General features: G+C 72.7%; 20 protein-coding genes. 14 read left to right on the forward strand and 6 right to left on the reverse strand.

From position 1 onward, the window contains the following. Position 1 precedes the first annotated feature (1 nt). Positions 2 to 697 carry a CPBP family intramembrane glutamic endopeptidase gene (locus tag O3S82_RS05665; RefSeq protein ID WP_269306201.1) on the reverse strand — a complete coding sequence of 232 codons (696 nt, stop codon included), beginning with the start codon at positions 695 to 697 and terminating at the stop codon, positions 2 to 4. A gap of 50 nt (positions 698 to 747) precedes the next feature. Between O3S82_RS05665 and O3S82_RS05670 the strand changes: the two genes are divergently transcribed. The 10 genes from O3S82_RS05670 (at position 748) to O3S82_RS05715 (ending at position 13408) form a co-directional block, all read left to right on the forward strand. Continuing rightward, positions 748 to 1353 (forward strand): TetR/AcrR family transcriptional regulator, encoded by a 606-nt coding sequence (locus O3S82_RS05670; protein WP_269306203.1) that lies wholly within the window; start codon positions 748 to 750, stop codon positions 1351 to 1353. Positions 1354 to 1384: 31 nt separating this feature from the next. Further along, complete coding sequence (locus O3S82_RS05675) at positions 1385 to 2056, forward strand: hypothetical protein (RefSeq protein WP_179425466.1); 672 nt, start codon at positions 1385 to 1387, stop codon at positions 2054 to 2056. Further along, entirely contained in the window at positions 2056 to 3630 is a 1575-nt protein-coding gene (locus O3S82_RS05680) for a DNA polymerase Y family protein (protein ID WP_269306205.1), read from the forward strand. Before O3S82_RS05675 ends, O3S82_RS05680 begins: the two co-directional genes overlap by 1 nt. Before the next feature lie 90 nt (positions 3631 to 3720). After that, positions 3721 to 7086 carry an error-prone DNA polymerase gene (locus O3S82_RS05685; protein WP_269306207.1) on the forward strand — a complete coding sequence of 1122 codons (3366 nt, stop codon included), beginning with the start codon at positions 3721 to 3723 and terminating at the stop codon, positions 7084 to 7086. A 21-nt stretch (positions 7087 to 7107) separates the two neighbouring features. Next, positions 7108 to 7995, forward strand: a complete 888-nt coding sequence (locus tag O3S82_RS05690) for a GNAT family N-acetyltransferase (RefSeq protein ID WP_269306209.1) — start codon at positions 7108 to 7110, stop codon at positions 7993 to 7995. Between the two features lie 72 nt (positions 7996 to 8067). Beyond that, entirely contained in the window at positions 8068 to 8709 is a 642-nt protein-coding gene (locus O3S82_RS05695; RefSeq protein ID WP_269306211.1) for an NUDIX hydrolase, read from the forward strand. Next, the gene (nadA, locus tag O3S82_RS05700) at positions 8706 to 9950 is read left to right on the forward strand and encodes a quinolinate synthase NadA (protein WP_269306212.1); all 1245 of its coding nucleotides are present in this window, start codon (positions 8706 to 8708) and stop codon (positions 9948 to 9950) included. Before O3S82_RS05695 ends, nadA begins: the two co-directional genes overlap by 4 nt. Next, positions 9950 to 11467 carry an L-aspartate oxidase gene (nadB, locus tag O3S82_RS05705; protein ID WP_269306215.1) on the forward strand — a complete coding sequence of 506 codons (1518 nt, stop codon included), beginning with the start codon at positions 9950 to 9952 and terminating at the stop codon, positions 11465 to 11467. The genes nadA and nadB overlap by 1 nt, the downstream gene beginning before the upstream one ends. Beyond that, positions 11460 to 12296 (forward strand): carboxylating nicotinate-nucleotide diphosphorylase, encoded by an 837-nt coding sequence (nadC, locus tag O3S82_RS05710; protein ID WP_269306217.1) that lies wholly within the window; start codon positions 11460 to 11462, stop codon positions 12294 to 12296. The genes nadB and nadC overlap by 8 nt, the downstream gene beginning before the upstream one ends. Continuing rightward, positions 12293 to 13408, forward strand: a complete 1116-nt coding sequence (locus O3S82_RS05715; protein WP_269306218.1) for a cysteine desulfurase family protein — start codon at positions 12293 to 12295, stop codon at positions 13406 to 13408. The genes nadC and O3S82_RS05715 overlap by 4 nt, the downstream gene beginning before the upstream one ends. Position 13409: 1 nt before the next feature. Here O3S82_RS05715 and O3S82_RS05720 read toward each other — a convergent pair whose 3' ends face one another. From O3S82_RS05720 to O3S82_RS05730, 3 genes are read right to left on the reverse strand one after another with little or no spacing between them, the layout of a single operon-like run. Next, positions 13410 to 14006: a hypothetical protein gene (locus tag O3S82_RS05720; RefSeq protein WP_269306220.1), complete on the reverse strand. Its 597-nt coding sequence runs from the start codon at positions 14004 to 14006 to the stop codon at positions 13410 to 13412. 2 nt (positions 14007 to 14008) lie between these two features. Then, positions 14009 to 15994: a DUF6571 family protein gene (locus tag O3S82_RS05725; RefSeq protein WP_179425446.1), complete on the reverse strand. Its 1986-nt coding sequence runs from the start codon at positions 15992 to 15994 to the stop codon at positions 14009 to 14011. A 9-nt stretch (positions 15995 to 16003) separates the two neighbouring features. Continuing rightward, positions 16004 to 16348 (reverse strand): hypothetical protein, encoded by a 345-nt coding sequence (locus O3S82_RS05730; RefSeq protein ID WP_179425444.1) that lies wholly within the window; start codon positions 16346 to 16348, stop codon positions 16004 to 16006. Between the two features lie 203 nt (positions 16349 to 16551). Here O3S82_RS05730 and O3S82_RS05735 point away from each other — a divergent pair, with 203 nt between their 5' ends. The 3 genes from O3S82_RS05735 (at position 16552) to O3S82_RS05745 (ending at position 18427) form a co-directional block, all read left to right on the forward strand. Further along, positions 16552 to 16857, forward strand: coding sequence for a WXG100 family type VII secretion target (locus O3S82_RS05735; protein WP_269306224.1), 306 nt, complete (start codon positions 16552 to 16554; stop codon positions 16855 to 16857). A 65-nt stretch (positions 16858 to 16922) separates the two neighbouring features. Beyond that, positions 16923 to 17495, forward strand: a complete 573-nt coding sequence (locus O3S82_RS05740) for a DUF6318 family protein (RefSeq protein ID WP_269306226.1) — start codon at positions 16923 to 16925, stop codon at positions 17493 to 17495. Next, positions 17465 to 18427: a hypothetical protein gene (locus O3S82_RS05745; protein WP_269306227.1), complete on the forward strand. Its 963-nt coding sequence runs from the start codon at positions 17465 to 17467 to the stop codon at positions 18425 to 18427. Before O3S82_RS05740 ends, O3S82_RS05745 begins: the two co-directional genes overlap by 31 nt. Before the next feature lie 102 nt (positions 18428 to 18529). Here the strand turns inward: O3S82_RS05745 and O3S82_RS05750 are convergent, their stop codons facing one another. Continuing rightward, on the reverse strand, positions 18530 to 19459 hold the full coding sequence (locus O3S82_RS05750; RefSeq protein ID WP_269306229.1) for a hypothetical protein: 930 nt from the start codon (positions 19457 to 19459) through the stop codon (positions 18530 to 18532). A gap of 116 nt (positions 19460 to 19575) precedes the next feature. Next, the gene (locus O3S82_RS05755) at positions 19576 to 24132 is read right to left on the reverse strand and encodes an FtsK/SpoIIIE domain-containing protein (RefSeq protein ID WP_269306232.1); all 4557 of its coding nucleotides are present in this window, start codon (positions 24130 to 24132) and stop codon (positions 19576 to 19578) included. A 201-nt stretch (positions 24133 to 24333) separates the two neighbouring features. Between O3S82_RS05755 and O3S82_RS05760 the strand changes: the two genes are divergently transcribed. Then, positions 24334 to 25104, forward strand: a complete 771-nt coding sequence (locus tag O3S82_RS05760; RefSeq protein WP_269306234.1) for an SAF domain-containing protein — start codon at positions 24334 to 24336, stop codon at positions 25102 to 25104. The last annotated feature ends 23 nt before the right edge of the window (positions 25105 to 25127 follow it).

The raw sequence follows: 25127 nt of genomic DNA on the forward strand, positions 1-25127 counted from the left end.
GTCAGCCGGCGAGCCGCTGGCCGATCGTGGGGATCAGGATCGGCAGGTTGACGCCCAGGTGCAGCAGCATGCAGGCGGGCAGGTTGCGCGTGATGGCGTAGAGGACGTAGATCGCGACCGTGCCCGCGCCGGCGGTCCAGAGCCACGGCAGGCCGAAGAAGGCCACGTGGGGCGCCACGAACAGCGGGACCGTGAGCGCGAAGGCGATCGTGCGCCGTCCGGTCAGCTCGCTGAGTCGCTCGATCGGATAGCCGCGGCACAGGATCTCCTCGAAGACCGCGGCCGAGACGACGAGGGCCAGGACGACGGCGACCGGCTGCGCCGTGAGGGTCGCCGTGCCGTCGTCGGCCGGTGGTGGCCAGAGGGTGAGGACGACCCACTGCCACGTCATGGCGATCCCGAACAGGTACATCGCCCACTCGAGGTCCTTGGCCCGCGGGCGCGAGATGCCGAGGGAGGCCAGCGGGCGTCGCTCGACGACCAGGACGTGGGCGAGCAGGACGGTGACGGCCAGCCCGTTCCAGACGATGGACGAGGCGGGCCCGTCGACGCCCGGCGAGAGGCCGGCCGCGCGGCCCAGCGGGGGCAGCCACATCGGGGCGTAGGCGATGGCCAGCCCGACTCCCACGACCAGCCAGGGCAGTGGACCCGGGGGCCGGGCGGGCGAGGAGGCGGGGGAGGGCGTCCGATCATTCATAGAGTAGCCACTCTAGAGTGTTTGCTCTATTCATGCCCTAGAGTGCGGACGTGCCTCGATCCGTGGACCCCCAGCGCCATGGCGCGCGTCGTGCCGTCATCGTCGCCGCCGCGGCGGCCCAGTTCGCCGAGCTCGGCTACGACCGTGCGACGACGGCCGGCATCTGCCGGGCCGCCGGCATCTCGTCCGGCACGTTCTTCCACTACTTCCCCAGCAAGCTCGACGTCCTGGTGGCGGTCCTGACGACCGAGCTCGAGAGCCTGCGCGAGTCGCTGGAGCAGGTGGCCCGCGAGGCGTCGGGGCTGGCGGCGGTCCTGGCCCATGCCGCGAGGATCGAGGCGGAGATGGCCGACGACTCGTACGTCACGTTCGTGAACGGCCTGCTGGGCGTGGTCGGGGAGCCCGAGGTCGCCGCAGCGCTCGCCGCCGAGAGCGAGATGGTCGAGCGGTTCCTCGCCGAGCACCTGGGGCGCGGCCGCCGCGACGGCGACGTGCGCGAGGATGTGGATCTGGCGGACCTGGTGACGTGGATCGGCTGGCTCGTGGACGGGGCGTCCCAGGGGGCCCTCCAGCGGCCGACGGGCGCGGCGTCGCCGCTGGCGGCGGCGATCCTGGCACTCGTCGCGACACGCCCGGGAGTGCTCGAACCGGATTGACTGATTCGAACAGGTGTTCGATGATGGGAGGGTGAGCTCCGCCGTCCCCACCGCCACCCTGGTCGATGACCTGCGGGCCACGATCGGGCGGATGCAGGGACGTCCGTCGGTGCTCTCGATGGCCACGCATCCGGCGCTCAGCGGTCTGCTCGCGCTGCAGCCCGGCGGCAGCTACGCGGTCGACTCCACCAGCCTGGCGCTGCTGCTCATGGCGGGTCCGTCGCGCGACGGCGCCTGGTCGGCGATCGTCGGCAGCGACCGAGTGGGCTTCGAGGCCGCCGCCGCGATGGGGGTCGACCTCGACCGCACCGTCTGGGTGCCCGACGCGGGCGCCGACCCGGCCTCGGTGCTGGGCGCGCTGGTCGACGCGGTGGGCGTGGTCATGGTCGACCGGGTCAGCCTGCCCGAGCGCGAGGTCGCGCGGCTGCGGGCCCGGCTGCACCGGCGGCAGGCCGTGCTCGTGGCCGTGGGGGACTGGCCGCGGGTCGACGCCCGGCTGCGCCTGAGCGACGCGGTCTGGGCGGGTCCGCAGGACGGCCACGGTCACCTCGTCGCGCGCCAGGTCACGGTCGAGGTCGAGCGCGGGGGCCGCGTCGCGGGCACGCGTCGGCTGTGGCTGCCCAGCCGCGACGCGCGGGTGGCCCCGGTGGGCGTGTCCGTCGCCGACGCTCGTCGTGGCGCGATGGAGCAGGTGGCGGGCTGATGCGCACGATGGTGGTGTGGGTGCCCGACTGGCCCGCGCTGGTCCAGCTGGCCGACCACGTCGAGGCCGCCCGTGGGGGCGCGGCCGAGCCGTCCGACGCGTTGGCCGTCCTGGAGAAGGGCGTCGTGCTGGCCTGCACGCCGGCCGCCCGCGCGCAGGGGGTCCGGCGCGGGATGCGCCGCCGCGACGCGCAGTCGCGCTGCCCCGACCTCGTGGTGAGCGACCACCGTCCCGAGGCCGACGCGAAGGCGTTCGAGCAGGTCGTCACCACGCTCGAGGAGCTCAGCCCCGGCGTGGCGCCGCTGCGCCCGGGCCTGTGCGCGCTCACCGTCCCCGACCGGTACTACGGGGGCGAGCCCGAGGCCGTCGCGGTGATGGCCGAGGCGCTCGTGGGCCTGGGCGTGTGGGACGTGCGGTTCGGCATCGCCGACGGGGTCTTCGTCGCCGAGCTGGCCGCCCGCCAGGCCCCGGCCCAGGACAGCGTGATCGTGGCGGCCGGCGGGAACGTCGACTTCCTGCGCGACCTGCCCGTCGAGGTGCTCGAGGTGCCCGACCCGGCCGGCACGTCCGCGCCCGGCCTCGACCTCGTCACGGTGCTGCGGCGGCTGGGGATCCGTCGCGTGGGGGAGTTCGCGGCGCTGGCCGGCTCCGACGTGCTCGCGCGGTTCGGCGCGCACGGCGCGCTGCTGCACCGGTGGGCCCGCGGCGAGGAGGTCCGCCAGATCTCGCGCCGCACCCCGCCGGCCGAGCTGACGGCGTCGGTGGCGTTCGAGCCGCCGCTCGAGCGCGCCGACGCGGTGGTGTTCAGCGCCCGCCAGACCGTGGAGGACTTCGTCTGGCGGCTCGACCGCGCGGGGCTGGTGTGCGCCACGCTGCGGATCGAGGTCGACGCCGAGGTCGCGGGGGAGTCTCGGGTCTCCAGTCGGCTGTGGCGCCACCCTCGCTGGTTCGGCTCGGGCGACGTGCTCGACCGGCTGCGCTGGCAGCTGTCCGCCGACCCGCCCGGAGGTCCCGTGGCGGCGGTGCGGTGCGTCCCGGTCGAGGTCGAGCCCCTCGGCGAGCACGCCGAGAGCCTGTTCGGCGGCGGTCCCGACGACCAGGTCGAGCGGTCGGTGGCGCGCGTGCAGGCGCTCGTCGGGCCCGAGGGGGTCCGCTCGGTGGGGGTGCAGGGCGGTCGTGGTCCGTCCGACCGGCGGCTCTCCGCCGCGTGGCGCGAGCGTGCCGTCGTGCAGCGCCCGCTCGACCGGCCGTGGCCCGGCAGCGTGCCGGCGCCTGCGCCCGCCACGGTGTTCGCCGAGCCGGCGCCCGCCCAGGTCGTGGGCGCCGAGGGGATGCCGGTCAGCGTCAGCGGCCGCGGTGGGCTGTCGGGGCGACCCGCCCGCTTCCGGGCCGGTGCCGACCTGGCCTGGCAGCCCGTCGCGGCGTGGGCCGGTCCGTGGCCCGTGGACGAGCACTGGTGGGACGAGGCCTCCGCCCGTCGCGTCGCCCGCTTCCAGGTGGTCGGCGTCGACGGCAGCGCCTGGCTCATGGTCGTCGAGAACGGCCGCTGGTGGACCGAGGCCCGCTATGACTGAGCCGACCGCAGCCCTGGGCGTGACGTTCGCGGGGTCGTTCACGGCGTGTCGACCCCGTGAACGTCACGGCCAGCGCTCCGGGGGGTCCTGATGGGCTGGAACAACCCCGACATCTCGTGGCGCGAGCTGGAGGCGCGGCTCTCGGGGCGGTGGCGCGATCCCGCGCAGCCGCTGCCCGACGGCGGCGACGGGCCGGCGTTCTCGCGCAAGCGCGGCGCCTACGAGGCCGCCGAGCTGCCCGAGGCGCCCGGCGCGGTCGTGCCCTACGCCGAGCTGCACTGCCACAGCAACCACAGCTTCCTCGACGGCGCGAGCCACCCCGAGGAGCTCGTGCGCGAGGCGAAGGCGCTGGGCCTGTCGGCGCTCGCCCTGACCGACCACGACGGCTTCAGCGGCGCCGCCCGGTTCGCCGAGGCGGCCCAGCTGCACGGGCTCCGCACGGTCTACGGCGCCGAGCTGTCGCTGGGCCTGTCCGGCCCGCAGAACGGCGTCCCCGACCCCGAGGGCGACCACCTGCTCGTGCTGGCCCGCGGCGTCGAGGGCTACCACGCGCTGGCCGCGGCGATCACCGAGGCGAACCTCGCCGGCACCCAGAAGGGCCAGCCGGTCTACGACCTGCGCGAGCTCGCCGAGCGGGGCCGCGACCGGTGGGTCGTGCTCACCGGCTGCCGCAAGGGCTGGGCGCGCCGCGAGGGGATCGCGGGTCTGCGCCGCCTGGTCGACCTCTTCGGCGCCGAGCACGTCGTGGTCGAGCTGACCGACCACGGCGGGCCCGGCGACGGTCCCGCCAACGACGCGCTCGCCGGCTGGGCCGCCGACCTCGGCCTGCCCACCGTCGCCACCGGCAACGTCCACGCCGCCCGGCCGGCCGATGCCCGGCTGGCCCAGGCGTTCGCCGCGGTGCGGGCGCGCCGCAGCCTCGCCGAGCTCGACGGCTGGCTCGCGCCGCCGCCGTTCCTGCGCTCGGGCGCCGAGATGGCCCAGCGGTTCGCCCGCTGGCCCGGGTCGGTGGCGCGCTCGGTCGAGATCGCCGACGCCTGCGCCTTCGACCTGCGCAAGGCCTCGCCGCGGCTGCCCAAGCAGGAGGTCCCCGAGGGCCACACGCCGATGAGCTGGCTGCGTGAGCTCGTGCGCCGGGGCGCCGACCGGCTCTACGCCGACATGCGCGACGAGGCCGAGCAGCGGCTCCAGCGCGAGCTCGCCGTCATCGAGGACAAGGACTTCGCCGGCTACTTCCTCATCGTCCACGACATCGTCGCGTTCGCCCGCGGCCGCGGCATCCTGTGCCAGGGTCGCGGCTCGGCCGCGAACTCGGCGGTCTGCTACGCCCTCGAGATCACCGCGGTCGACTCGATCACCTACGGCCTGCCGTTCGAGCGCTTCCTGTCGGCCACCCGCGACGAGGAGCCCGACATCGACGTGGACTTCGACTCCGAACGGCGCGAGGAGGTGATCCAGTGGGTCTACGAGAAGTACGGCCGCCGCAACGCCGCCCAGGTCTGCAACGTCATCAGCTATCGCCCGAAGTCGGCGGTGCGCGACATGGCCAAGGCGCTGGGGTACTCCGTCGGCCAGCAGGACGCGTGGAGCAAGCGCATCGACTCGTGGTCCTCGGTCCGCACCGACGTCCCCGAGGCCGAGACGATCCCCGAGCCGGTCGTGCGACTGGCCGAGCAGGCGATGAAGTCGCCGCGGCACCTGGGCATCCACTCCGGCGGCATGGTGCTCACCGAGCGCCCCGTCGGCGAGGTCGTGCCGATCGAGCGCGCCCGGATGGAGAACCGCACCGTGCTGCAGTGGGACAAGGACGACTGCGCCTACATGGGCCTGGTCAAGTTCGACCTGCTCGGCCTGGGCATGCTCGGCGCGATCCAGCACACCTTCGACATCGTCGAGGAGCGCGTCGGCGAGCGCTGGACCCTGGCCACGATGCCCAAGGAGGAGCAGGGCGTCTACGACATGCTGTGCCGCGCCGACTCGATCGGCGTGTTCCAGGTCGAGAGCCGCGCCCAGGTCGGCACGCTGCCACGGCTGCGACCGCGCCGGTTCTACGAGCTCGTCATCGAGATCGCACTGATCCGGCCCGGACCCATCCAGGGCGGCGCCGTGCACCCCTACATCCGGCGCAAGCTCGGCGAGGAGCCGATCACCTACCCGCACCCCGTGCTCGAGCCGGTGCTGGAGCGCACGCTGGGGGTCCCGCTGTTCCAGGAGCAGCTCATGCAGATCGCGATGGTCCTCGGTGGCTGCACGGGCGACGAGGCCGACCTGCTGCGCCGGGCGATGGGCTCCAAGCGCGGCGTCGAGAAGATCGACCGGCTGCGCGACCAGCTCTACCGGGGGATGGCCGAGAAGGGCATCACCGGCGACCTCGCCGACGACATCTACGGCCGGATCCAGGCGTTCGCGAACTTCGGGTTCGCCGAGAGCCACGCGATCAGCTTCGCGCTGCTGGTCTACGCCAGCAGTTGGCTCAAGCTGCACCACCCGGCCGCGTTCCTGGCTGGACTGCTGCGGGCGCAGCCGATGGGCTTCTACTCGCCGCAGTCGCTCGTGGCCGACGCGCGGCGCCACGGGGTCGAGGTGCGCCGACCCGACATCGTGCGGTCGGGCGTCCACGCCGACCTCGAGCCGACCGGCGACCGCACGGGCCCTTCGGGGCGGGCGTCCTGCGCGCAGGCCCAGCAGCCACCGGTGGGGGAGTTCGACGCCGCAGCGGCCCCCGACCACGCCGACCACCGTCGCGACGGCCACCACGCGGTGCGGCTGGGGCTGACCTCGGTGCAGGGCATCGGCACGGCCGACGCCGAGCGGATCCTGGCGGCGCGGGCGGAGCGGCCGTTCGCCGACATGGCCGACGTGGTGCGCCGCTGCGGCCTCACCCGTGCGCAGCAGGAGCAGCTGGCCACGGCGGGCGCCTTCGACGACTTCGGCCTGACCCGCCGCCAGGCGATCTGGAACGCGGGCTACACCGACGGCCAGGACCGGCTGCCCGGCACGGCCATCGTGGCGCCACCGCCGATGCTGCCGGGGATGAGCGACGTCGAGCTGACCCTGGCCGACCTCGAGTCCACGAAGATCTCGCCGAGCGAGCATCCGTTCGAGCACCTGCGCCCGATGCTGCAGGAGCAGGGGATCCTCGCCGTCGGGGGACTGCTGCACCACGAGCCCGATCGGCGGGTGCGGGTGGCGGGGCTCATCACGCACCGCCAGCGGCCGTACACCGCCGGCGGCGTCACCTTCCTCAACCTCGAGGACGAGACCGGGATGCTCAACGTGGTCGTGTTCGACGCGGTCTGGCAGCGGCACCGCGCCGTGGCGCGCTCCAGCGCCGCCGTGGTGATCCGGGGTCGTCTCGAGCACCAGCAGGGCGCGGTCAACCTGGTGGCCGAGACCCTCGAGCGCCTCATCGACCCCGCCGTCCCGCGCGGCCACCGCTCCCGCGACTACCGCTGAGGGATCGCCTACGGTCGGTCCATGGAGATCCGCAGACTGACCGAGGCCGACCGCGACGCGCTCATCGCCGTGAGGCTGCCGGCGTTCGGGTCGGGCCGGCTGCCGAACGACCGCGTCGAGCACCCGGCGTACGAGCGGTGGGGGCTGTTCGTCGACGGGCAGCTCGCGGCCACCGCGTCGCGCAAGCCCTACGCCTCGTGGTTCGCCGGTCGCGCGGTGCCCACGTGCGGCATCGGCGGCGTCGCCATCGCGCCGGAGCACCGCGGTCGCGGCCTGCTGCGCCCCCTCATCGAGCGCCTGCACGAGTCGGCCCGCTCGCAGGGTGATGTCATCGGCACGCTGTTCGCCAGCTCGCCCGGCATCTACCGGAGCCTCGGCTACCGCACGGTGGGCGCGATGGACACGATCGAGGTCCCGACGACGGCGCTCCACCGCTTCGAGCGCACCCGCGAGCTGCGCCGCGCGACCGCCGGCGACCTGCCCACGCTCAAGCGCCTGTACGCCGACTGGGCGCGGCAGCAGGACGGCCCGCTCACGCGCGAGTCGGCCGAGTTCGACGACGACGCCTGGCTGCACGACGCCACCGGCGTGACGCTCGCCCTCGACGAGGACGGCTCGGCGGTCGCGTACGCGGCGTGGAACCGTTCGCCGGGGGAGGGCGAGGGTGCGTACGTCGAGGTCGAGGACATGGTCTGGGCCGACGACGCGGCGCGCGACTCGCTGTTCTGGATGCTCGGCACGTTCTCGACCGTGGTCCCCGCGGTCCGCTTCGACACGTCCGGCACCGAGCTGACCGACGTGCTCACCGAGCACCGGGTCCTGGAGCACCGCCCCTACGACCTCGCGGTGCTGCAGCCCGGCTTCTTCGAGGCGCCGACCGCGCCCGTCATCATCCGCGACTACTTCTGAGACGGGTCGCACTTAGTGTTGACATGACCTTAACCACCCCTTAGTGTCGCGGTGACCCTAAGGAGGTGCGTGATGGAGCAGCGAATCGAGCTGGCCGTGTCGACCGTGATCTTCGCGCTGCGCCCGCACCCCACCACCGGCTGCGACACGCTGTGGCTGCCGCTGGTCCGCCGCATCCGCGACCCGTTCCTCGGCCAGTGGGCGCTGCCCGGCGGTCCGCTGGAGCCCGCGCAGGACCTCGACACCTCCGCGCGCGGCACCCTGATGCGCACCACCGGCCTCGAGCCGGCCCACCTCGAGCAGCTCTACAGCTTCGGCGGCATCGACCGCTCGCCCGACCGTGTCGTCTCGATCGTCTACTGGGCACTCGTGCGCCCCGACGAGGACGCCCGCGCGATCGACGGCGAGAACGTCGAGTGGTTCGTCGCCGACGAGGTGCCGCGGCTGGCCTTCGACCACAACCTCATCGTCGAGTACGCCCTCAGCCGGCTGCGCGCCAAGATCACCTACTCCGACATCGCGCATGCGTTCACGGGCGAGGAGTTCACGATCGCCCAGCTGCGCGAGGTGCACGAGGCCGTCCGCCAGGTCCGCCTCGACCCCGCCAACTTCCGACGCCAGACCCTCGCGCGCCCGCGCATCGTCGCCACGGGCCGTCACGTCACCGGCACCAGCCACCGACCCCCGGCCCTCTACCGACTGGAGACAACATGACCCTCTCGATCAACGACCTCATCGTGTCGGCGCCGGGCAGCAGCTGCGACGCCGACCTGGCGAAGCAGCCGTGGGAGTTCGACCGGATGCCCGGCTACGGCCCCGGCGCGTCCGAGACCGACGTGATCCCCGCTCCGGTCACGCGTCCCGGTCAGCTGCCCGCGGCGTACCAGCGCATGGACGAGGCCGAGCTGCACGCGCGGATCCGGGCCGCCAAGGCCACGCTCGGCGATCGCCTCGTGATCCTCGGGCACTTCTACCAGCGCGACGAGGTCGTCCAGTACGCCGACTTCGTGGGCGACTCGTTCCAGCTGGCCAACGCCGCGCTGACCCGTCCCGACGCCGAGGCCATCGTCTTCTGCGGCGTCCACTTCATGGCCGAGACCGCCGACATCCTGGCCCGGCCCGAGCAGCGGGTCATCCTGCCCAACCTCGCCGCGGGCTGCTCGATGGCCGACATGGCCGACGAGGACTCGGTCGAGGCCGCCTGGGAGGCGCTGACCGAGTTCTACGGCGACGACGACACCGTGCCCGTCACGTACATGAACTCCTCGGCTGCGCTCAAGGCGTTCTGCGGCCGTCACGGCGGCATCGTCTGCACGTCGTCGAACGCCTCCACCGTGCTGGAGTGGGCGTTCGAGCAGGGTCGCCGGGTGCTCTTCTTCCCCGACCAGCACCTCGGTCGCAACACCGGCAAGGCGATGGGCGTACCGCTGGAGCAGATGCCGATGATCAACCCGCGCCGGCCCGACCTCGGTGTCGAGGCCGATGTCCTGCGCGACGCCCGCGTGCTCCTGTGGCCGGGCTTCTGCTCGGTGCACAAGCGGTTCACCGTGGCGCAGATCGAGCAGGCGCGCGCCCAGTACCCCGGCGTGCGCGTCATCGTGCACCCCGAGAGCCCCATGGCCGTGGTCGACGCCGCCGACGCCGCGGGCTCCACCGACGCGATCAAGAAGTTCGTGGCGGCGGCGCCGGCCGGCTCCGTGGTCGCGATCGGCACCGAGATCAACCTCGTGAACCGGCTCGCCGCCGAGAACCCCGACAAGACGATCTTCTGCCTCGACCCGGTCGTGTGCCCGTGCTCGACGATGTACCGGATCCACCCCGGCTACCTCGCGTGGGTGCTCGACGGCCTCGTCGAGGGCGAGGTCCGCAACGAGATCGTCGTGGACGACGACGTCGCCGTCCACGCCAAGGTCGCCCTCGAGCGGATGCTCGCGGCCCTGCCGAAGGACGCCTGATGGTGCACGTCGTCGTGGTGGGCAGCGGCGTCGCGGGACTCACCACGGCCCTCGACCTCGTCTCGCGTCCCGGCGTCGAGGTCACGCTCGTCGCCAAGGCCCGGCTCGACCAGTCCAACACCGCGGTCGCCCAGGGCGGGATCGCCGTGGTGACCTCGCCCGAGGACACCGTCGCCTCGCACGTGGCCGACACGCTCGCCGCCGGGGCGGGCCTGTGCGCCCAGGACGCGGTCGAGGTGCTGTGCGGGCACGGCCCGTCCGCGGTCGCCACGCTGATCCGCCGCGGCGTGCCGTTCGACCGGGTCGGCGGACGCATCGCGCTCGGCCTCGAGGCGGCGCACTCGCACCAGCGGATCCTGCACTCCGGCGGCGACGCCACGGGTGCCGCGATCGCCACGGCGCTGATCGGGCACCTCGCCACCAGCGGGATCGCGGTCCGCGAGAACACCACGGTCGTCGACGTCGTCCTCGAGGGCGGTCGTGCCCGAGGCGTCCGTCTGCTCGACGGTGAGGAGCTGCCCGCCGACGCCGTCGTGCTCGCCACCGGCGGCGCTGGCCAGCTCTTCCCCTGCACCACGAACCCCGCGGTCGCCACGGCCGACGGCGTCGCGATCGCGCTGCGCGCCGGCGCCGTGGTGGCCGACCTCGAGTTCGTCCAGTTCCACCCCACGTCGCTGGCCACGCCGGGAAACCACCTCGTGTCCGAGGCGGTACGCGGGGAGGGTGCCGTCCTGGTCGACGAGGCCGGCCACCGGTTCATGACCGACCTGCACCCCGACGCCGAGCTCGCGCCGCGCGACGTCGTGGCGCGCGGGATCGCCGAGCGGATGCGCGCCCAGGGCGGCACTCCCGTGCGGCTCGACGCCACGGCATTGGGCGCGCGCTTCCTCGCCGAGCGCTTCCCGACGATCGACGCCGTCGTCCGATCACAGGGGCTCGACTGGTCCCGCGATCCGATCGCCGTCACGCCCGCCGCGCACTACGCGATGGGCGGCGTCCGCACCGACCTCTCGGGCCGCACCAGCGTGCCCGGCCTCTACGCCGTCGGCGAGGTCGCCTGCACGGGCCTCCACGGCGCCAACCGGCTCGCGTCGAACTCGCTGCTCGAGGGCGCCGTCTACGGCACCCGGGTGGCCGACGCGATTCTCAGCCGCCCCTTTGGCGCGCACGCCGACTTCGACGACTCCTGGGGGGCGCCGCTCGGGCTGGACGTCCGCGCCGGTGACGAGGCGTTCGGACGCACCGACCTCCAGCAGCTGATGTGGGACGCCGCGGGACTGGCGCGCGACCGTGCCGGCCTCGAGGAGGCGGCGGCGGTGCTGGCCGGCTGGGCGCCCCCCGCTCCGATCGACGCGAAGTCCGCCGAGGACGCCAACCTGTGGTGGGTCGCGCGCGCCGTGGTGGCCAGCGCGCTCGCCCGAGAGGAGTCGCGCGGCGGGCACTTCCGCCGCGACGTCCCCGAGGCTGCGCCGGGACCGGTCCGGCACTCCACGCTCACGGCGGTGCACCATGCTTGAGCGCCGCCAGATCCTCCGCGTGGTCGAGATGGCCCTCGACGAGGACGCGCCCCATGGCGACCTCACCTCCGAGGTCTTCGTGCCGCGCGACGCCGTCGCCACCGCCGACCTCGTCGCCCGAGAGCCCGGTGTCCTCGCCGGTGCCGAGGTCGTCGAGGTCGCCTTCACCGCGATCGACCCGGCCGTCGAGGTCGAGGTGCTGGTCGCCGACGGCCACCGGTTCGCGGCGGGGGAGAAGCTGGGCACGATCCGCGGCAACGCTCGCGCCGTGCTGCGCGGCGAGCGCATCGCCCTCAACCTCGTCCAGCGGATGTGCGGCATCGCCACGCTGACGGCGGCCTATGTGGAAGCGGCCGGACCGTCCGTGCGCGTCGCCGACACCCGCAAGACCACGCCGGGCCTGCGCGCGCTCGAGCGGCACGCCGTGCGCTGCGGGGGCGGCCACAACCACCGCTTCAGCCTGTCCGACGCGGTGATGGCCAAGGACAACCACCTGGCCCTCGTCGACGACATCACCGCCGCCATCCGGTCGGCGCGCGAGCAGCTCCCGCACACGACCCACCTCGAGGTGGAGGTCGACCGCCTCGACCAGATCGAGCCCGTGCTGGCCGGCGGCGTGGACACGATCATGCTCGACAACTTCAGCCTCGACGACCTGCGTGCGGGCGTCGAGCTGGTCGCCGGCCGAGCGCTCGTCGAGGCGTCCGGGGGAGTGGACCTCACGACCATCGGGGCGATCGCCGCCACGGGCGTCGACGTCGTCAGCGTGGGCGCGCTGACCCACTCGGTGCGCAACCTCGACCTCGGCCTGGACGTGCGGCTCTCGTGATCTACCTCGACCACGCCGCCACCTCGCCCGTCCGGCGCGAGGTGCTCGAGGCGATGTGGCCGTACCTCACGCGCGACTTCGGCAACCCCGCGAGCCACCACGAGCCGGGCGCGGTCGCGCGACAGGCGCTCGACGACGCCCGGCGCCGGGTCGCCGGCGTGCTGGGCGCGCGCGCCGGTGAGGTCACGTTCTGCAGCGGCGGCACCGAGTCGGACAACACGGCGATCAAGGGCATCGCGCTCGCGGCGCCTCGCGGGCGGCACGTGGTGGTGAGCGCGGTCGAGCACCCGGCGGTGCTCGAGTCGGCCGAGTGGCTCGGACGCCTCGGCTTCGACGTCACGGTGCTCCCGGTGGACCGCAACGGCACGGTCGCGCCGCAGACCCTTGCCGACGCGCTGCGCGACGACACCACGCTCGTCAGCATCCAGCACGCGAACAACGAGGTCGGCACGATCCAGCCGATCGCCGCGCTCGCGGGCCTTGCCGCCGAGCGCGGCGTGCCGTTCCACACCGACGCGGTGCAGGCGGCGGGCTGGCTCGACCTCGACGTGAGCACGTCGGGCGTCACGGCGCTGAGCCTCAGCGGTCACAAGCTCGGTACGCCCAAGGGCGTCGGCGTGCTGTGGGTCCAGCGTCGTCAGCCGTGGGAGCCGCTCGTGCACGGCGGGGGACAGCAGGACGGCCGTCGCTCGGGCACCGAGGACGTGGCCGGAGCCGTCGGGCTGGCCACCGCCCTCGAGCTGGGCCACGGCGACCCGCAGGTCGTCACCGAACGGCGCGACCGGTTCGTCGGCCTGGTCGAGCGGCTCGTCCCCGGCGCGAAGCTCACGGGTCACCGCACGCATCGCCTGCCCGGGCATGTCTCGTTCGTGCTGACCCGCACGCCGCGCAGTGGCGAGTCGATCCTCGTCGACCTCGATGCGCGCGGCATCGTGTCGTCCAGCGGGTCCGCCTGCGCCGCCGGCAGCGACGAGCCCAGCCACGTGCTCACCGCGATGGGCTACGACCGCGAGACGGCGCAGACCGCCGTGCGGTTCACCTTCGACGACTCGGTCGACGACGCGACCTTGGAGCAGGTGGCGCGTGAGCTCGCGCAGGTGACGAAGGGCTGAGTCAGCCCTGGGCCCGCTCGAGCGCCTTCGGCAGCAGCTCGGCGGCGGTGACGGCCGGCTCGCCCTCGCCGACGTGGTCGACGGTGACCACCACGGCGGTGTCGTCGTCGGCCGCGACGTACGCGCGCTCGGTGGTCTGCGGGCCCTCGGACGTGTCGGTGACGGTGCGGAAGCCCACCGCGCCCTCGGGCAGGCCCTCGATCCGGGCGAAGGTGCCGGTGGCGGCGCCGGGCGCGGAGCAGGCGGTGACCGCGGTGTCGACCTGCTCGAGCGTGTGGTCGACCGTGGTCTGGTTCTGCGCGGGCCCCTGCAGAGAGGACCTCACCTGGTCGCCGTCGGCGAGGACGTAGAGTGCGCTCACGTCATCGCTGTCGGTGATCGTGAGGTTGTACTCGCCGTCCATGTCGGCGCAGTTCGTCTTGGTGAGGATCGAGCGGTCGTCGGTGGTGACCTTCTCGACGTCGGGGAGGTCGTCCCGCTGCAGCAGCGTGCTGGGCACGCCGTCGTCGTTCGTGCCACCCTCGCCGCCGTTGTCGTCGTCGGCGCAGCCCGCCAGCATGGCGGCGCACGCGACGGCCCCGATCACCAGACGTCGCACCGTCACTCTCCCGCCGGTCCGTAGTACTCGAGGAACTCGTCCCGGTACGGCCCCTCGAGGTCGTTGTTCGACGCGTACGAGCTGACGCCGGACATCGCGGTCTGGGCGTAGGCGGACACCTGGTCGGGCGGGATGTCGGCGGCGCTGATGAGGCGACCGTTCTGGAAGAACGAGTCCGGCACCTCGTCGCGCGGGATGACGCCCGACTCGACCAGGGCGAGGTACGCCGTGATCTTGACCCGGTTGGTGCCGGCCGCGGCCCGGTCGTTGGCGTTGTCGGTGGCCGCTGCGGCCTCGGACGTGAACGCGTCACCGGCCGCGTCGGTGCCGAGGTCGACGGCCTGGCTGAAGCCGAAGTCGATCAGGTCGCTGCCGAACTCGCCGACCACGTCGGCCCCAGGCAGGGGCACGAGGCTGGTGGCGTCGCTGACCAGGTCGATGAAGGCCTGGCGCTGCGCGTCGCGGTCCTCGGCGCCGTCGATCTCGACCTGGCCGACCGAGTACTCGCCGAAGCCCTGGAGGGCCGCCGAGCGCTGCAGCACGTCGCGCAGCTGCATGCGCAGGTCGGGATCGTCGGGGTTCGCCTCGAGCGCGGCGGCGATGTTGTTGATCTGCGTCTGCTGGTAGACGCCGACGCCCTCCGCGATGCGCTGCATGCCCTCGGGCGTGCTCATCGAGACCTGCATGAGCGAGTCGAGGTCGTCGGTGAACAGGATCGGGTAGTGGTCGAACGACCCGAAGTTGTCGATCGTCAGCGACGTGGAGCCGCCGTCGCCGTCCTCGTTCGGGAACCGCAAGGCCGTGTCGACCGCCGGCATGTAGAACTTCAGCAGGTCGGCGATGTACGGCGAGGCCGGCTGGGCGTCGTTGGCGTTGAAGCCAGGGCTGTTGGCGACCTGGTCGAGGAACCGCGAGACCAGGCCGGTGGTGGCCTCCGGGTCGTTCGTCAGGTTCTCCGCGGAGGTGCCGATGCCCTCGACCGCGTGCGAGATGCCGCCGTAGCCGTCGGCCTTCCACTCGCGGTCGTTGAAGTAGTAGGTCTGACGGTCCCAGCCGTCCTCGGTGGGCTGGGTGAAGAAGGTCAGGCCAGCCTCGGGGTTCTCCCCGAAGTTGTGCATGATCATCGCCATCGGATCGTCGTACCAGCCGGTCTCGTTGCCGGTGGGCAGCGGTCCGTAGCCGTTGTGGCTGTACCAGTCCTGCGCGGTCAGCACGCCGTCGCGGGCCATCCGCTCGAAGTCGTCGAGCTGGTTGGCCGCCCCGAGCAGGAAGTCGTCGGAGTACGACGTGTCGCCCATGAGGAACGTGAGGATGTTCGCGCCGTTCATGCCCATGCCGAACTCCTCGGCGAAGGCCTGCTGCTCCTCGTCGGTGAGCAGGGGCGCGACGCTGAAGCGCACGATCTCCTGGCCGAACTCCTCGGCCGGGAAGCCGGGGGCGTTCGAGGCGGTGGCGAGTCCGGAGCGGAAGTCCTCGGCCAGGGACGTGTAGACGTCGGGGTCGCCGACGCCGCCGTAGCCCATCGCCGAGGAGATGGTGGCCATGAAGCCGACGGTGCCGTCGGGGCCGAGCTCGGTGAACATCGCCGACATGACGTCGGGATCGTCCTTCCACGTCTCGAGCAGGCCGGCGAGGTGGTCGAGCTGGTCCTGGTCGGACGTGGCGTCGATGGTGCCCGCGGCGGCCGCGAGCTCCTGGCCGAGCATCTCCTTGACGTTGGACAGCGTGTCGCTGGTGACCGTGTACGACGCGGAGCCAGTGCCCTCGGTGTCGAGCAGGATCGCCAGGTCGCGGCGCGTGGTGAGGTCCTCGAGGTGGTCGTCGAGCCAGCGGGTCTTCTTGCCCAGCGTGCTCTCGGACAGGCTCGGCAGGCTGATCGGGGACGCGGATCGCGCGACCCCCGCCTGGGAGGTGACCTCTGAGGAGAGGTCCTCCATCGCGGTGATGGCGGCGCTGATCTCGTCGATCTTGATGGTGACGGTGGTCATGGGCCGTCCTCAGTACATGCTCTGCATGCGCCACTGGCGCGGCCAGTTGTTCCCGCGCCAGTCGTTCTCGGGCACCCGGTCGGGCTCGGAGCCGATGCGCGCCTGGATCGTGGAGACGGCGTCGTCGAAGGCCTCGGGGATGCCAGTGCACTGCTCCTTGAGCTCGGCGATCCACGAGTCGGCCTCGGTGCAGACCCAGCCGCCGTTGGCGAGCGGGTTGGCGATCGCGTCAAGCGGCGATCCGTAGCCCGAGTACACGTTGTTCCCACAGTTCGTGACCGTGGTCTTGGCGGACTGCAGCGTCCCCCGGAACAGGTTGGGCTCGGTCTTTTCCTCGGTGTCTTCAGGTGTCATCGTTTCCCCCGGCGATGGTGTGCTTCGGCAGGGCCAGCGTAGCGTCGATCGCCGACCTCGTCAGCCCGGCATGGTCACAACGGGCCATGTTCGATGGTCGGGTAGGGCTGCCAGCGTGCGCATCGTCCGATACGCTCGTGCCCAGCATCCTGGTCCCTGCGTTCGAATAAATCGGGGGACGAACTCACGAAGGAGACAAACCCATGGTGCAAGCTCGGATCGAAGATCTCTACGCGCTGTACAACACGCTGAACAAGTCGATGCAGGAAACCGACACGATGATCAACAACGTGGACGGCTCCCTGAACCAGGCCAACGAGGAGTGGCAGTCGACCGGCGCCAAGGAGTTCAACGAGGCCTGGGTCCAGTTCAAGCAGGCGCTCACGCAGCTGTGCCAGGCGTTCGCCAACGCCGGCACCGACGTGGCCTTCCAGCACAACAAGTTCGCCGAGGGCGCCAAGGAGGCCGACCAGCACCCCGTGCTGTCGCCCCTGCAGTCGCCTCGCTGACCTGCCTGTGACGCCCGGCCTCCCGTGGGGGCCGGGCGTCTCGGCTGTGCCGAAGGGAGCACCTCATGCGCAGGACCATCGCCACCGCTGCCGTGGCGCTGATGCTCGGACTGACCGCCGCGTGCGGCGGTGGTGACGACGACACCGCGGGCCCGCGGCCCAGTGCGTCCGCCACGACCGAGCCCACCACCGAGGCCACCTGGGCCGCCGATGCGCTGCCGCAGCGGCCCGCCGACGAGCAGAGTGCCGAGGGCGCCGAGGCGTTTGCGCAGTACGCGGCCGACACCGTGTTCTACATGATGGCCACCTCGGACGTTCCCGCCCTGACCTCGATCGCCGACCTCGGCTCGTGCGAGACGTGCCGCGAGTGGGCCGACAACCATGACAACGGCAAGATCAACAAGCAGTCGATCCTGTCCGGCCCGGTCACCTACGAGTTGGCTGGAAAGCCGACCATCAACGACGATGTCTTCTACCAGGTGAAGCTGACGATGGACGTGCCTGCGGGCGAGTCCGTGGTCACCACCGACGGCAAGAAGAAGACGACGACCATCGACGCGGCCAAGGGCTTGCCCTTCACGGCCGATCTTCAGTGGAAGGACGACCAATGGGTGCTGCTGCGCTACCAGTTGGGCTGACCTCGTTCGCGCGCCGCGTCGGCGCGCTCCTGTCCGCCACGGTCCTGCTCGCAGGCCTCGTGGCGGCTCTCCAGCTGTCCACCGTGGCTCCCGCCACCGCTGACGACTGCCCCGGGGGATGGGGTGGCGAGGCCGGCTCCGGCGGCGTCGACGTCTGCGGCTCCGAGGGCGGCGAGCAGGGCAACCCGGGCGGCGGTGGTGGTGGAGGCGGAGGTGCCATCAGCGTGCCGGTGCCGTGGACCCAGCGGGTGTACGTGCCCAACTGCGCCGACAACTCCGTCCGTGCCACGGGCCCCGGTGTGAGGGACTACGAGACCATCAACGACGTTCTCTGCACCGCCTTCGACGCGCAGTGCCCGGTGGACGGCGAGTACAGCTACCGGGTGTTCGAACGGGCGATGGGCGCGGACAACCGCGCCACGGAGGACAACTTCTCCAGCGCCGGCATCACGTGCCGTGGATCGGACGAGCCGAACGAGTCCGAGCCGCCGACGATCACCACCGAGGACATCATCGAGCGGGCGCTCGCGCTCGCGCCGACGCCCACGTTCGTGATCGAACCGGCCGACCGCTCCTACGTCAACATTCCGACGAACTTCGCCGCCGAGGCGCAGGCGACCACGGTCACGGTCGACATCCTCGGCTTCCAGATCCCGGTGGAGTTCACGCCGGGCACGGTGACGTGGTCGTTCGGCGACGGTCGGTCGGGCAGCGGCATCGGCGTCGAGGGCGCCGCGGTCGGCCAGTCCGGCGCGGTCGAGCACGCCTACGCCCGGTCGGGTGCGTTCGACGTCTCCGTGTCGGTCGCCTACACCGTGCGCATCACGACGCCCGCGGGCCCGATCGACCTGCCGGCCCCGATCGACCGGACCTCGGCGCCGCAGACCCTCGAGGTCGGCGAGATCCAGTCCGTCGTCACCGAGGTCGACTGACCCTCCGCCGTTCCCGCCTCCGGCGGGCGAGATGTGTAGCGGTGTCCACCGTTTTCCGAGCCATCCGGCCGGATTCCGGTGGACACCGCTACACATTTTCTGTCAGAGGCGCTGGCGGACCACGCGGTGCCACCGCGGGCCGAACACCGGGCGAGGCCCGCGGTAGCCGCCGCGCACCAGGGCGTCGTGCACCCGGGTCACGATCGAGACCGGCTTCGCGAGGTCGGTGTCGTGCACGACGATCACGGTCCAGCCACGCCGCTCCAGCTCCTCGCGCCGGTCGCGCTGCCAGCGCCGGTCGTCGGGTGACCGCTCGTGCCAGATCCCGTCGTACTCGACCACCACCTTGAAGCGCGCCCACTGGAGGTCGGGCGTGGCGACCAGGCGCCCTGCGTCGTCGAGGAGCATCACGTTGCACGCCGGGTGCGGCAGCCCCGAGAGCACGATCATGAGGCGTACGAGCGTCTCCATCGGCGAGCGCGCGTCGGCCACGAGGTACTGCATCGCGCGGCGGGCGTTGACGACGCCGTCGAGGTGACGACCGCGGCAGTAGTGCAGCAGCTCGTCGAACTCCACGAGCCCGCGGTGGATCAGCCAGTCGCCGAAGACCACGAGCTGGACGAACGTCAGCGACAGCGCGCAGTCCACGAAGGTGCGCGCCGGCGTCGTGACCGGGAGACCGTCGACCTCGTGCGACGCGATCGGGTGGAGGCGGCGGTGCACGGCGATGCGCTCGTCCCGGCTGACGGCGTTGCGCCGGGTGGACAGGTGGATGCGGTCGTCGGCGCCGCTGAGCTCGGGTCCGTAGAGCTCCTGCGCGGTGCGGTGGCTGACCACGGCGTCGGAGGGCCCGGCCAGGACCGCGGCCCTCAGCCACGTCCGTGACGTCGGCTCCTCGGAGGCGAGGACATGGACGCCGCGGAACAGCCGCCGGAAGCGACTGCCGTCGAGCGTCCGCGCGCTCACTCCCGCAGCACGCGCCTCGGCGACGGTGAACGGCCGACCGGTCAGCGACTCAGGGATCTCGCGCATCCCTCGAGGCTGGCGGGCAGGGGAGGGGGAGGGAACAGCCGCGCGGTGGCCTGTGGACGAGGGAGAACGCTGTCCCCAGCGCTACACATCTCGCTCGCCGGAGGCGAGAGCCCCGGTCAGGCCTTGGGGACCTGGACCCAGCGGTAGCCGGTGGGGTTGATGAGGAGGCCGCGGCCGGGTGGGACCGCGGCGCCGACCGAGCGGGGGAGGCGGGCGTTGAGGACGTCGCCGTCGTTCGAGGCGCGGGGCGACAGGATGAGGCCCGTGCGACCGCGTTTGAGGTCGGACGGGAGGCCGCGGTAGACCGAGCCGAGCTCGTCGATGCCGCCCGCGATGATCATCGCGTTCGACGTGTCGCGCATCGCGCCGTAGGTCTCGCCGAGCAGCTGCCCGATCGGCGAGTCCGCGCCGAGGACCTCGAAGTCGTCGACGACGATCAGGTGCTGCGTGCGCAGGCGCCCGATGGCCTCGCGGATCTCCTCGATGGGCTCGGCGCCGGTGAACTGCTGGAGGCGCCGGTCGTCGAGGTCGCGCAGCGGCGAGCGGCGCGGCGCGATGACCAGGACGTCGCGCCGGTGCGCGAGGTGCTGGCCGATCGGCACGACGAGCGCCGAGCTGCGGCCCGAGCGCGGAGGACCGGCGACGAGGAAGCCCGGGCCGGTGGACAGCGGGTCGAAGCCCTCGAACGCGAGCGTGTCACCGCCGACGCCGACCGGGATGAAGCTGGGGCTGAGCGCGGCCTCGGACGGCTCGAGGGTGAGCGCCTCGTCGAGGCTGATCGCCACGGGCAGCTCGTCGATGCGGTGCGGCCGCAGCTCGCGGGGGATGTCGCCGTAGCGCTCGGAGACGGCGCGGCCGAGCTCGTGGATCGCGCGGACCTGCGCGGTGCCCTCGCCCGAGGCGTCGAGCATCGCGAACTGCACCTCCTGCGGGCGCTCGCCGGCGCGGAAGCCGCGACCCGGCGGGATGTGCGCGGGCACCTGTTTCGTCGGCAGGCCGACGACCGAGTAGTCGGACGGGTCGCTCATCGACAGGACGATCCGGTCGTCGACCAGCAGCGCGTACCGACCGAGCACGCCCGAGCGGTCGGCGCCGATGACGATGCGGATGCCGGCGCCCACGCCCTCCTGGAGCAGGCCGACGAGGCGCTCCAGCAGGACGCCGCCGTCGACGGACTCGAACGCGCTGGTGAAGCCCTCGAGCCGGTCGAGCAGCACCACGAGGTACGGCAGCCGGTCGGCGCCGGCGACCGCCGCGCGCTGCTCGCCGATGTCGGCGAAGCCCTGCTCGGCCAGCAGCTGCTGGCGCCGCGTGAGCTCACGACCGAGGTGGTCGAACAGGCGGAAGATCCGGTCGATCTGGGTGCGGGTGACGACGGCGCCCACGTGCGGCAGCGACACGAGCGGCAGCAGGGCGTTGTTGCCGGCGTCGATGCCGAAGACGTGCACGTCGGTGGGCGCGGTCTGCCGGGCGATCGCGGCGGCGATGGCACGCAGCGACCACGAGCGGCCCGACCGCGACTGGCCGGCGATCACGAGGTGGCCGGCGTTCTGCAGGTCCCACGAGGCGACCTCCTGCTGCTGCAGGTGCGGCAGGTCGCCGCGACCGAAAACGATCGGTGCGATGACGGGCTCGGCGCCGATGTCCGGTGCGGTGGGCGCCTCGAGGTCGTCGAGGACCAGGGTCTCGGGCAGCGGCGGCAGCCACGGCTTGCGCATGGGCTCAAGGCCGATGAGATCGTTCGCCTCGCGCACCGCGCCGACCAGGGTGGCCAGGTCGGTGGGGATCGAGACGTCGTCCTCGTCGGACGTCGCGGCGGACGGCGGCGCCACGAGCTCGTCGACGCCGAAGCCGCGGGTGCGCAATTCGGCGCGCTCGGTGCCGGCGGGACGGCCACCCACGCGCGAGCTCTGGAACGGCGTCAGCGACGAGTGGCCCAGACGCGCGTACGCGCGGCCGGGGAACGACTTCGGGATCTCGGCGGCCACCTTGGACTCGATGACGTCGTCGGAGTCGTTGGCGTCGGTGACGCGCAGGGCGATGCGCAGGTTGGTGTTCGACTTGATCTCGGCGTTGACGACGCCCGCGGGGCGCTGCGTGGCCAGGATCAGGTGCACGCCGAGCGAGCGACCGCGTCGGGCGACGTCGACCAGGCCGGTGACGAAGTCGGGCAGCTCGGCCACGAGGGCCGCGAACTCGTCGATGATGATGAGCAGTCGCGGCATCGGCTCGTCGCCCGGCTGGCGGGCGGCGAGGTAGTCCTCGATGTCCTTCGCCGCGGCGTCGGCGAGCTGGTGCTCGCGCCGCCGCAGCTCGGCACCGAGGGACTCGAGTGCCCGCGTCGTGAGGTGGCCGTCGAGGTCGGTGACCATGCCGACGGTGTGGGGCAGGTGCTGGCAGTCCATGAAGGCCGCGCCGCCCTTGTAGTCGATGAGGACGAAGTTGAACTCGTCCGGCCGGTTGCCCACCGCCAGCGACGCGATGATCGTCTGGAGGAGCTCGGACTTGCCCGAGCCGGTCGTGCCGGCGATGAGACCGTGCGGTCCGTCGGCGCGCACGTCGATGCGGAAGGGTCCGTCGAGGCCCTCGCCGATGACGGCCTTGGTGGTGCGGCCGCCGCCGGCCCAGCGGCGGACGAGGTCCTGGCCGGTGGGGGAGTCCAGGCTCAGCACGTCGAGCAGACGGCTGGCGGCCGGGAGGCTCGAGCTCAGGTCCTCGGTGCTGACGTCGCGGATCGGCGCGACCGCGCGACCGAGCCGCTCGAGCCACACGCCGTCGACCTCGTCGCGACGCACGGCATCGATGTGGCGCTCGGCGGTGGTCTCGAGGTCGAGCAGGTCGCCGTGCAGCTCGACGATCGCCCGGCACTCCTCGGGCAGCTCGCGGCGCGTGCGGTCGAGGCAGATGAAGTAGACGTGCACGAACGCGCCCATCTTGAGCAGCGAGGTCATGCCGGGCGCCATGCGCAGCTCGCGGGCGCCGTCGAGGACGACGACGACCGAGGGCAGCGCCTCGCGCTCGTCGGTGTCGAGCTCCTTGCGCCGGTCGACCAGGTGCGTCAGCTCGGAGATCATCGAGGCGCGATCGTCCTCGTCGAGGGCGAGCCGGGCCGCGCGCGGGTGGTCCTCGCTGGTGCGCGCGTGGGGCAGCCACTTCGTCCACTCCCACGCGGCGGCGTTGTCGCGGTCGGTGAAGACCCAGACCGAGGCGTCGGTGGGGGAGTGCAGCGCCGCGACCTGGGCGATGAGCCAGGACGTGGTGGACAGGCACTGGTCGGACGGGCCGCACACGCCGAGCACCGCGGTGGGCGCCAGCGGCACGATCACCGGGACGTCGGGCGCGGTCCAGCGCAGCGGGCCCTCGTGCTGCTCACGCGTGGAGTCCTTGACGACGACGTCGGACGGCAGGTCGCTGGTGCCCAGGCGCAGCTCGAGGAAGTCGGGGTCCCAGCGACGGCGCTCCCACAGGCGCGCCCGCGGTCCGGTGGCGAACAGCAGCACGGAGGCCGGGTCGGGGTAGATGGAGCGACGCTGGCCCCGCTCGTCGGCCAGCGACTTCACGGCGGCCTTCTCCACGTCGGCGCGGCGGCGGTGGAACTCGGCGAGCTGCTCCTGGTAGCGGACCTTCTGCTGGCGGCGCGTGCCCGTGGCGTTCAGCAGCATCATGATCGGCATCAGGATCATGAACATGAGCGAGAAGATCGAGCCGGTGCGCCAGTACATGAAGCCGCTCATGACCATCGGCGACAGCATCATCACCAGCGGAATGGGCGACTTGTCGGGCTTCTTCGGCTCGGTGGGCAGCGAGAACTCGCGGGTGCGCGCGGGCGGGTGCAGTCGCGGCGGACGGTTGTAGTCCAGCTCGGGACCGTTGGCCGAGGGCGACAGCGAGGCGTCCGGGGCGCTCACCGAGCCGAGCTCGAAGAGCACGTCGGCGACGCCCAGGACGGCGCCCGGCGCCCAGGTCACCGAGGCGGTGACGGGCTCGCGGTCGAGCCGGACGAGCGGCAGGGGAGCGGACGGGTCGACCTGGCGTCCCTGCTGCAGGGCGCTGAGGCCGGGCTTGCGGCGGCGGAAGCGGCGCTTCGTGCGGGTGGCGACGCTGGCCTGCAGGACGATCGGCTCGGTGGGCGGCTCGCGCCGCTCGGGGATGGGCAGGGTGAGGTCGCGCGCGGACTCGTCAGCGGTGACGACGACCCGGCCCTGCGCGTCGACCTCGAGGCGGGCGGCCACCTCGGGGGCGCCGTCGACGCGGATCGCGCAGTGGCCGGCGGACCCGATCGTCCAGGTGCCGATCCCGAGGCGGTGCACGCGGCCGGCGCCGCGGCCCGAGCTGACGCGCACCTCGACGAGGCCCTGCGGCTCGCGCTCGCGGTGGCGGCTGGGACCGCCGAGGCCCACCACGACGCCGTGGCGGATGCCGGCCGACGCGAGGGTGTCGGCGGGGTCGAGGCGGCGGGAGCCGAGGAAGACGCCGGGACCCGTGCGGTCGACTCCGCCGCGCCGGGCGTCGAGGTCGATGACGTCCGCGACGTCGGCATGGGGGCTGCGCATCCCGAAGAGCTGCTGCAGCACGGACTCGAGATCCCCGACCGTGCTCGTGGCGGAATAGGCGACGATGGCATCTCGGATCTCCCCCGACGATGCCGCCTCCGCGGTGACGAGCAATCGCATGGACCTCAGCGTAGAGGGTGGGACGCCGCGTTTCGGCCCGAGCGGCGGGACGGAGGGCGCCTTCGTGACGTCCGACCACCCGACAGGACGAGATGGCTGGATCGGGCTAGACTGTGGTGGTTCCTGCGGGGGGCTGCGCTGAGGGAGCGTGTCTTCAGTCCGTCGTGGGGCGCCTCAACGTCTGCAAGGGGGAGCCACTTCATGTCGATGCGCACCAGCACCGATTCGGTCGGCGACGCGGTCCAGGACCGTCAGCGCGCACGCACCGCTCGCGGGGTCGGGGGACGAGCCGCTCCGTCGGCCGCGCGTCCCACGCCGCCGCGCCGCCGCCGTCCGGCCGTGGCGCTGCTCGGCGTCCTGCTGATCGTCGGCGGTGCCGCGCTCGCCGGACTGCTCGCCCTGCGCATGGACTCGCGCGACCCCGTGCTGGTCGTCGCCACCGACGTGCCCGCCGGCACCGAGATCACCCGCGACATGCTCCGCGAGACCAACGTGGCCACCGAGTCCGACCTCATCGTCCCGTCGGGCGCGCTGTCGAGCGTGCTGGGCACGTACTCGCGCGTCCCGCTCGTGGAGGGTCAGCTGCTCGACACGACGATGCTCGTGCGCACCAACCCGCTCAGCGGTGGCCAGCGCGCCGAGGTCGGCGTGCCGCTCGTCGAGGGCCGCGTCCCCGACGACCTCGACTCCGGCGACCTCGTGCGCGTCGTGCGCATCGGCGAGGGCGAGACGCCCAGCCAGCCGCTCGCGCTCGCGCTCGTGATCCGTCCGCCGGTCTCCTCCGGTGGTGGCGGCGTCCTCGGCGGCGGCAGCGACGCGAAGGGCTCGGCGGCCACGCTGCTCGTCCCGCTCGAGGTGGCCGACGCGATCGTCGACGCGGCGGGCAACAACCGCATCGGCATGTCGCTCGTCGACCGCGGGGTGGCGGTGACCGACTCCGACCGGCTCCGCAGCCTGGCGAGTGCGCGATGAGCGAGCGTCAGCGAGTGAACGAG

Source organism: Aeromicrobium sp. HA, from assembly GCF_027171405.1.
Taxonomy (GTDB): domain Bacteria; phylum Actinomycetota; class Actinomycetes; order Propionibacteriales; family Nocardioidaceae; genus Aeromicrobium; species Aeromicrobium tamlense.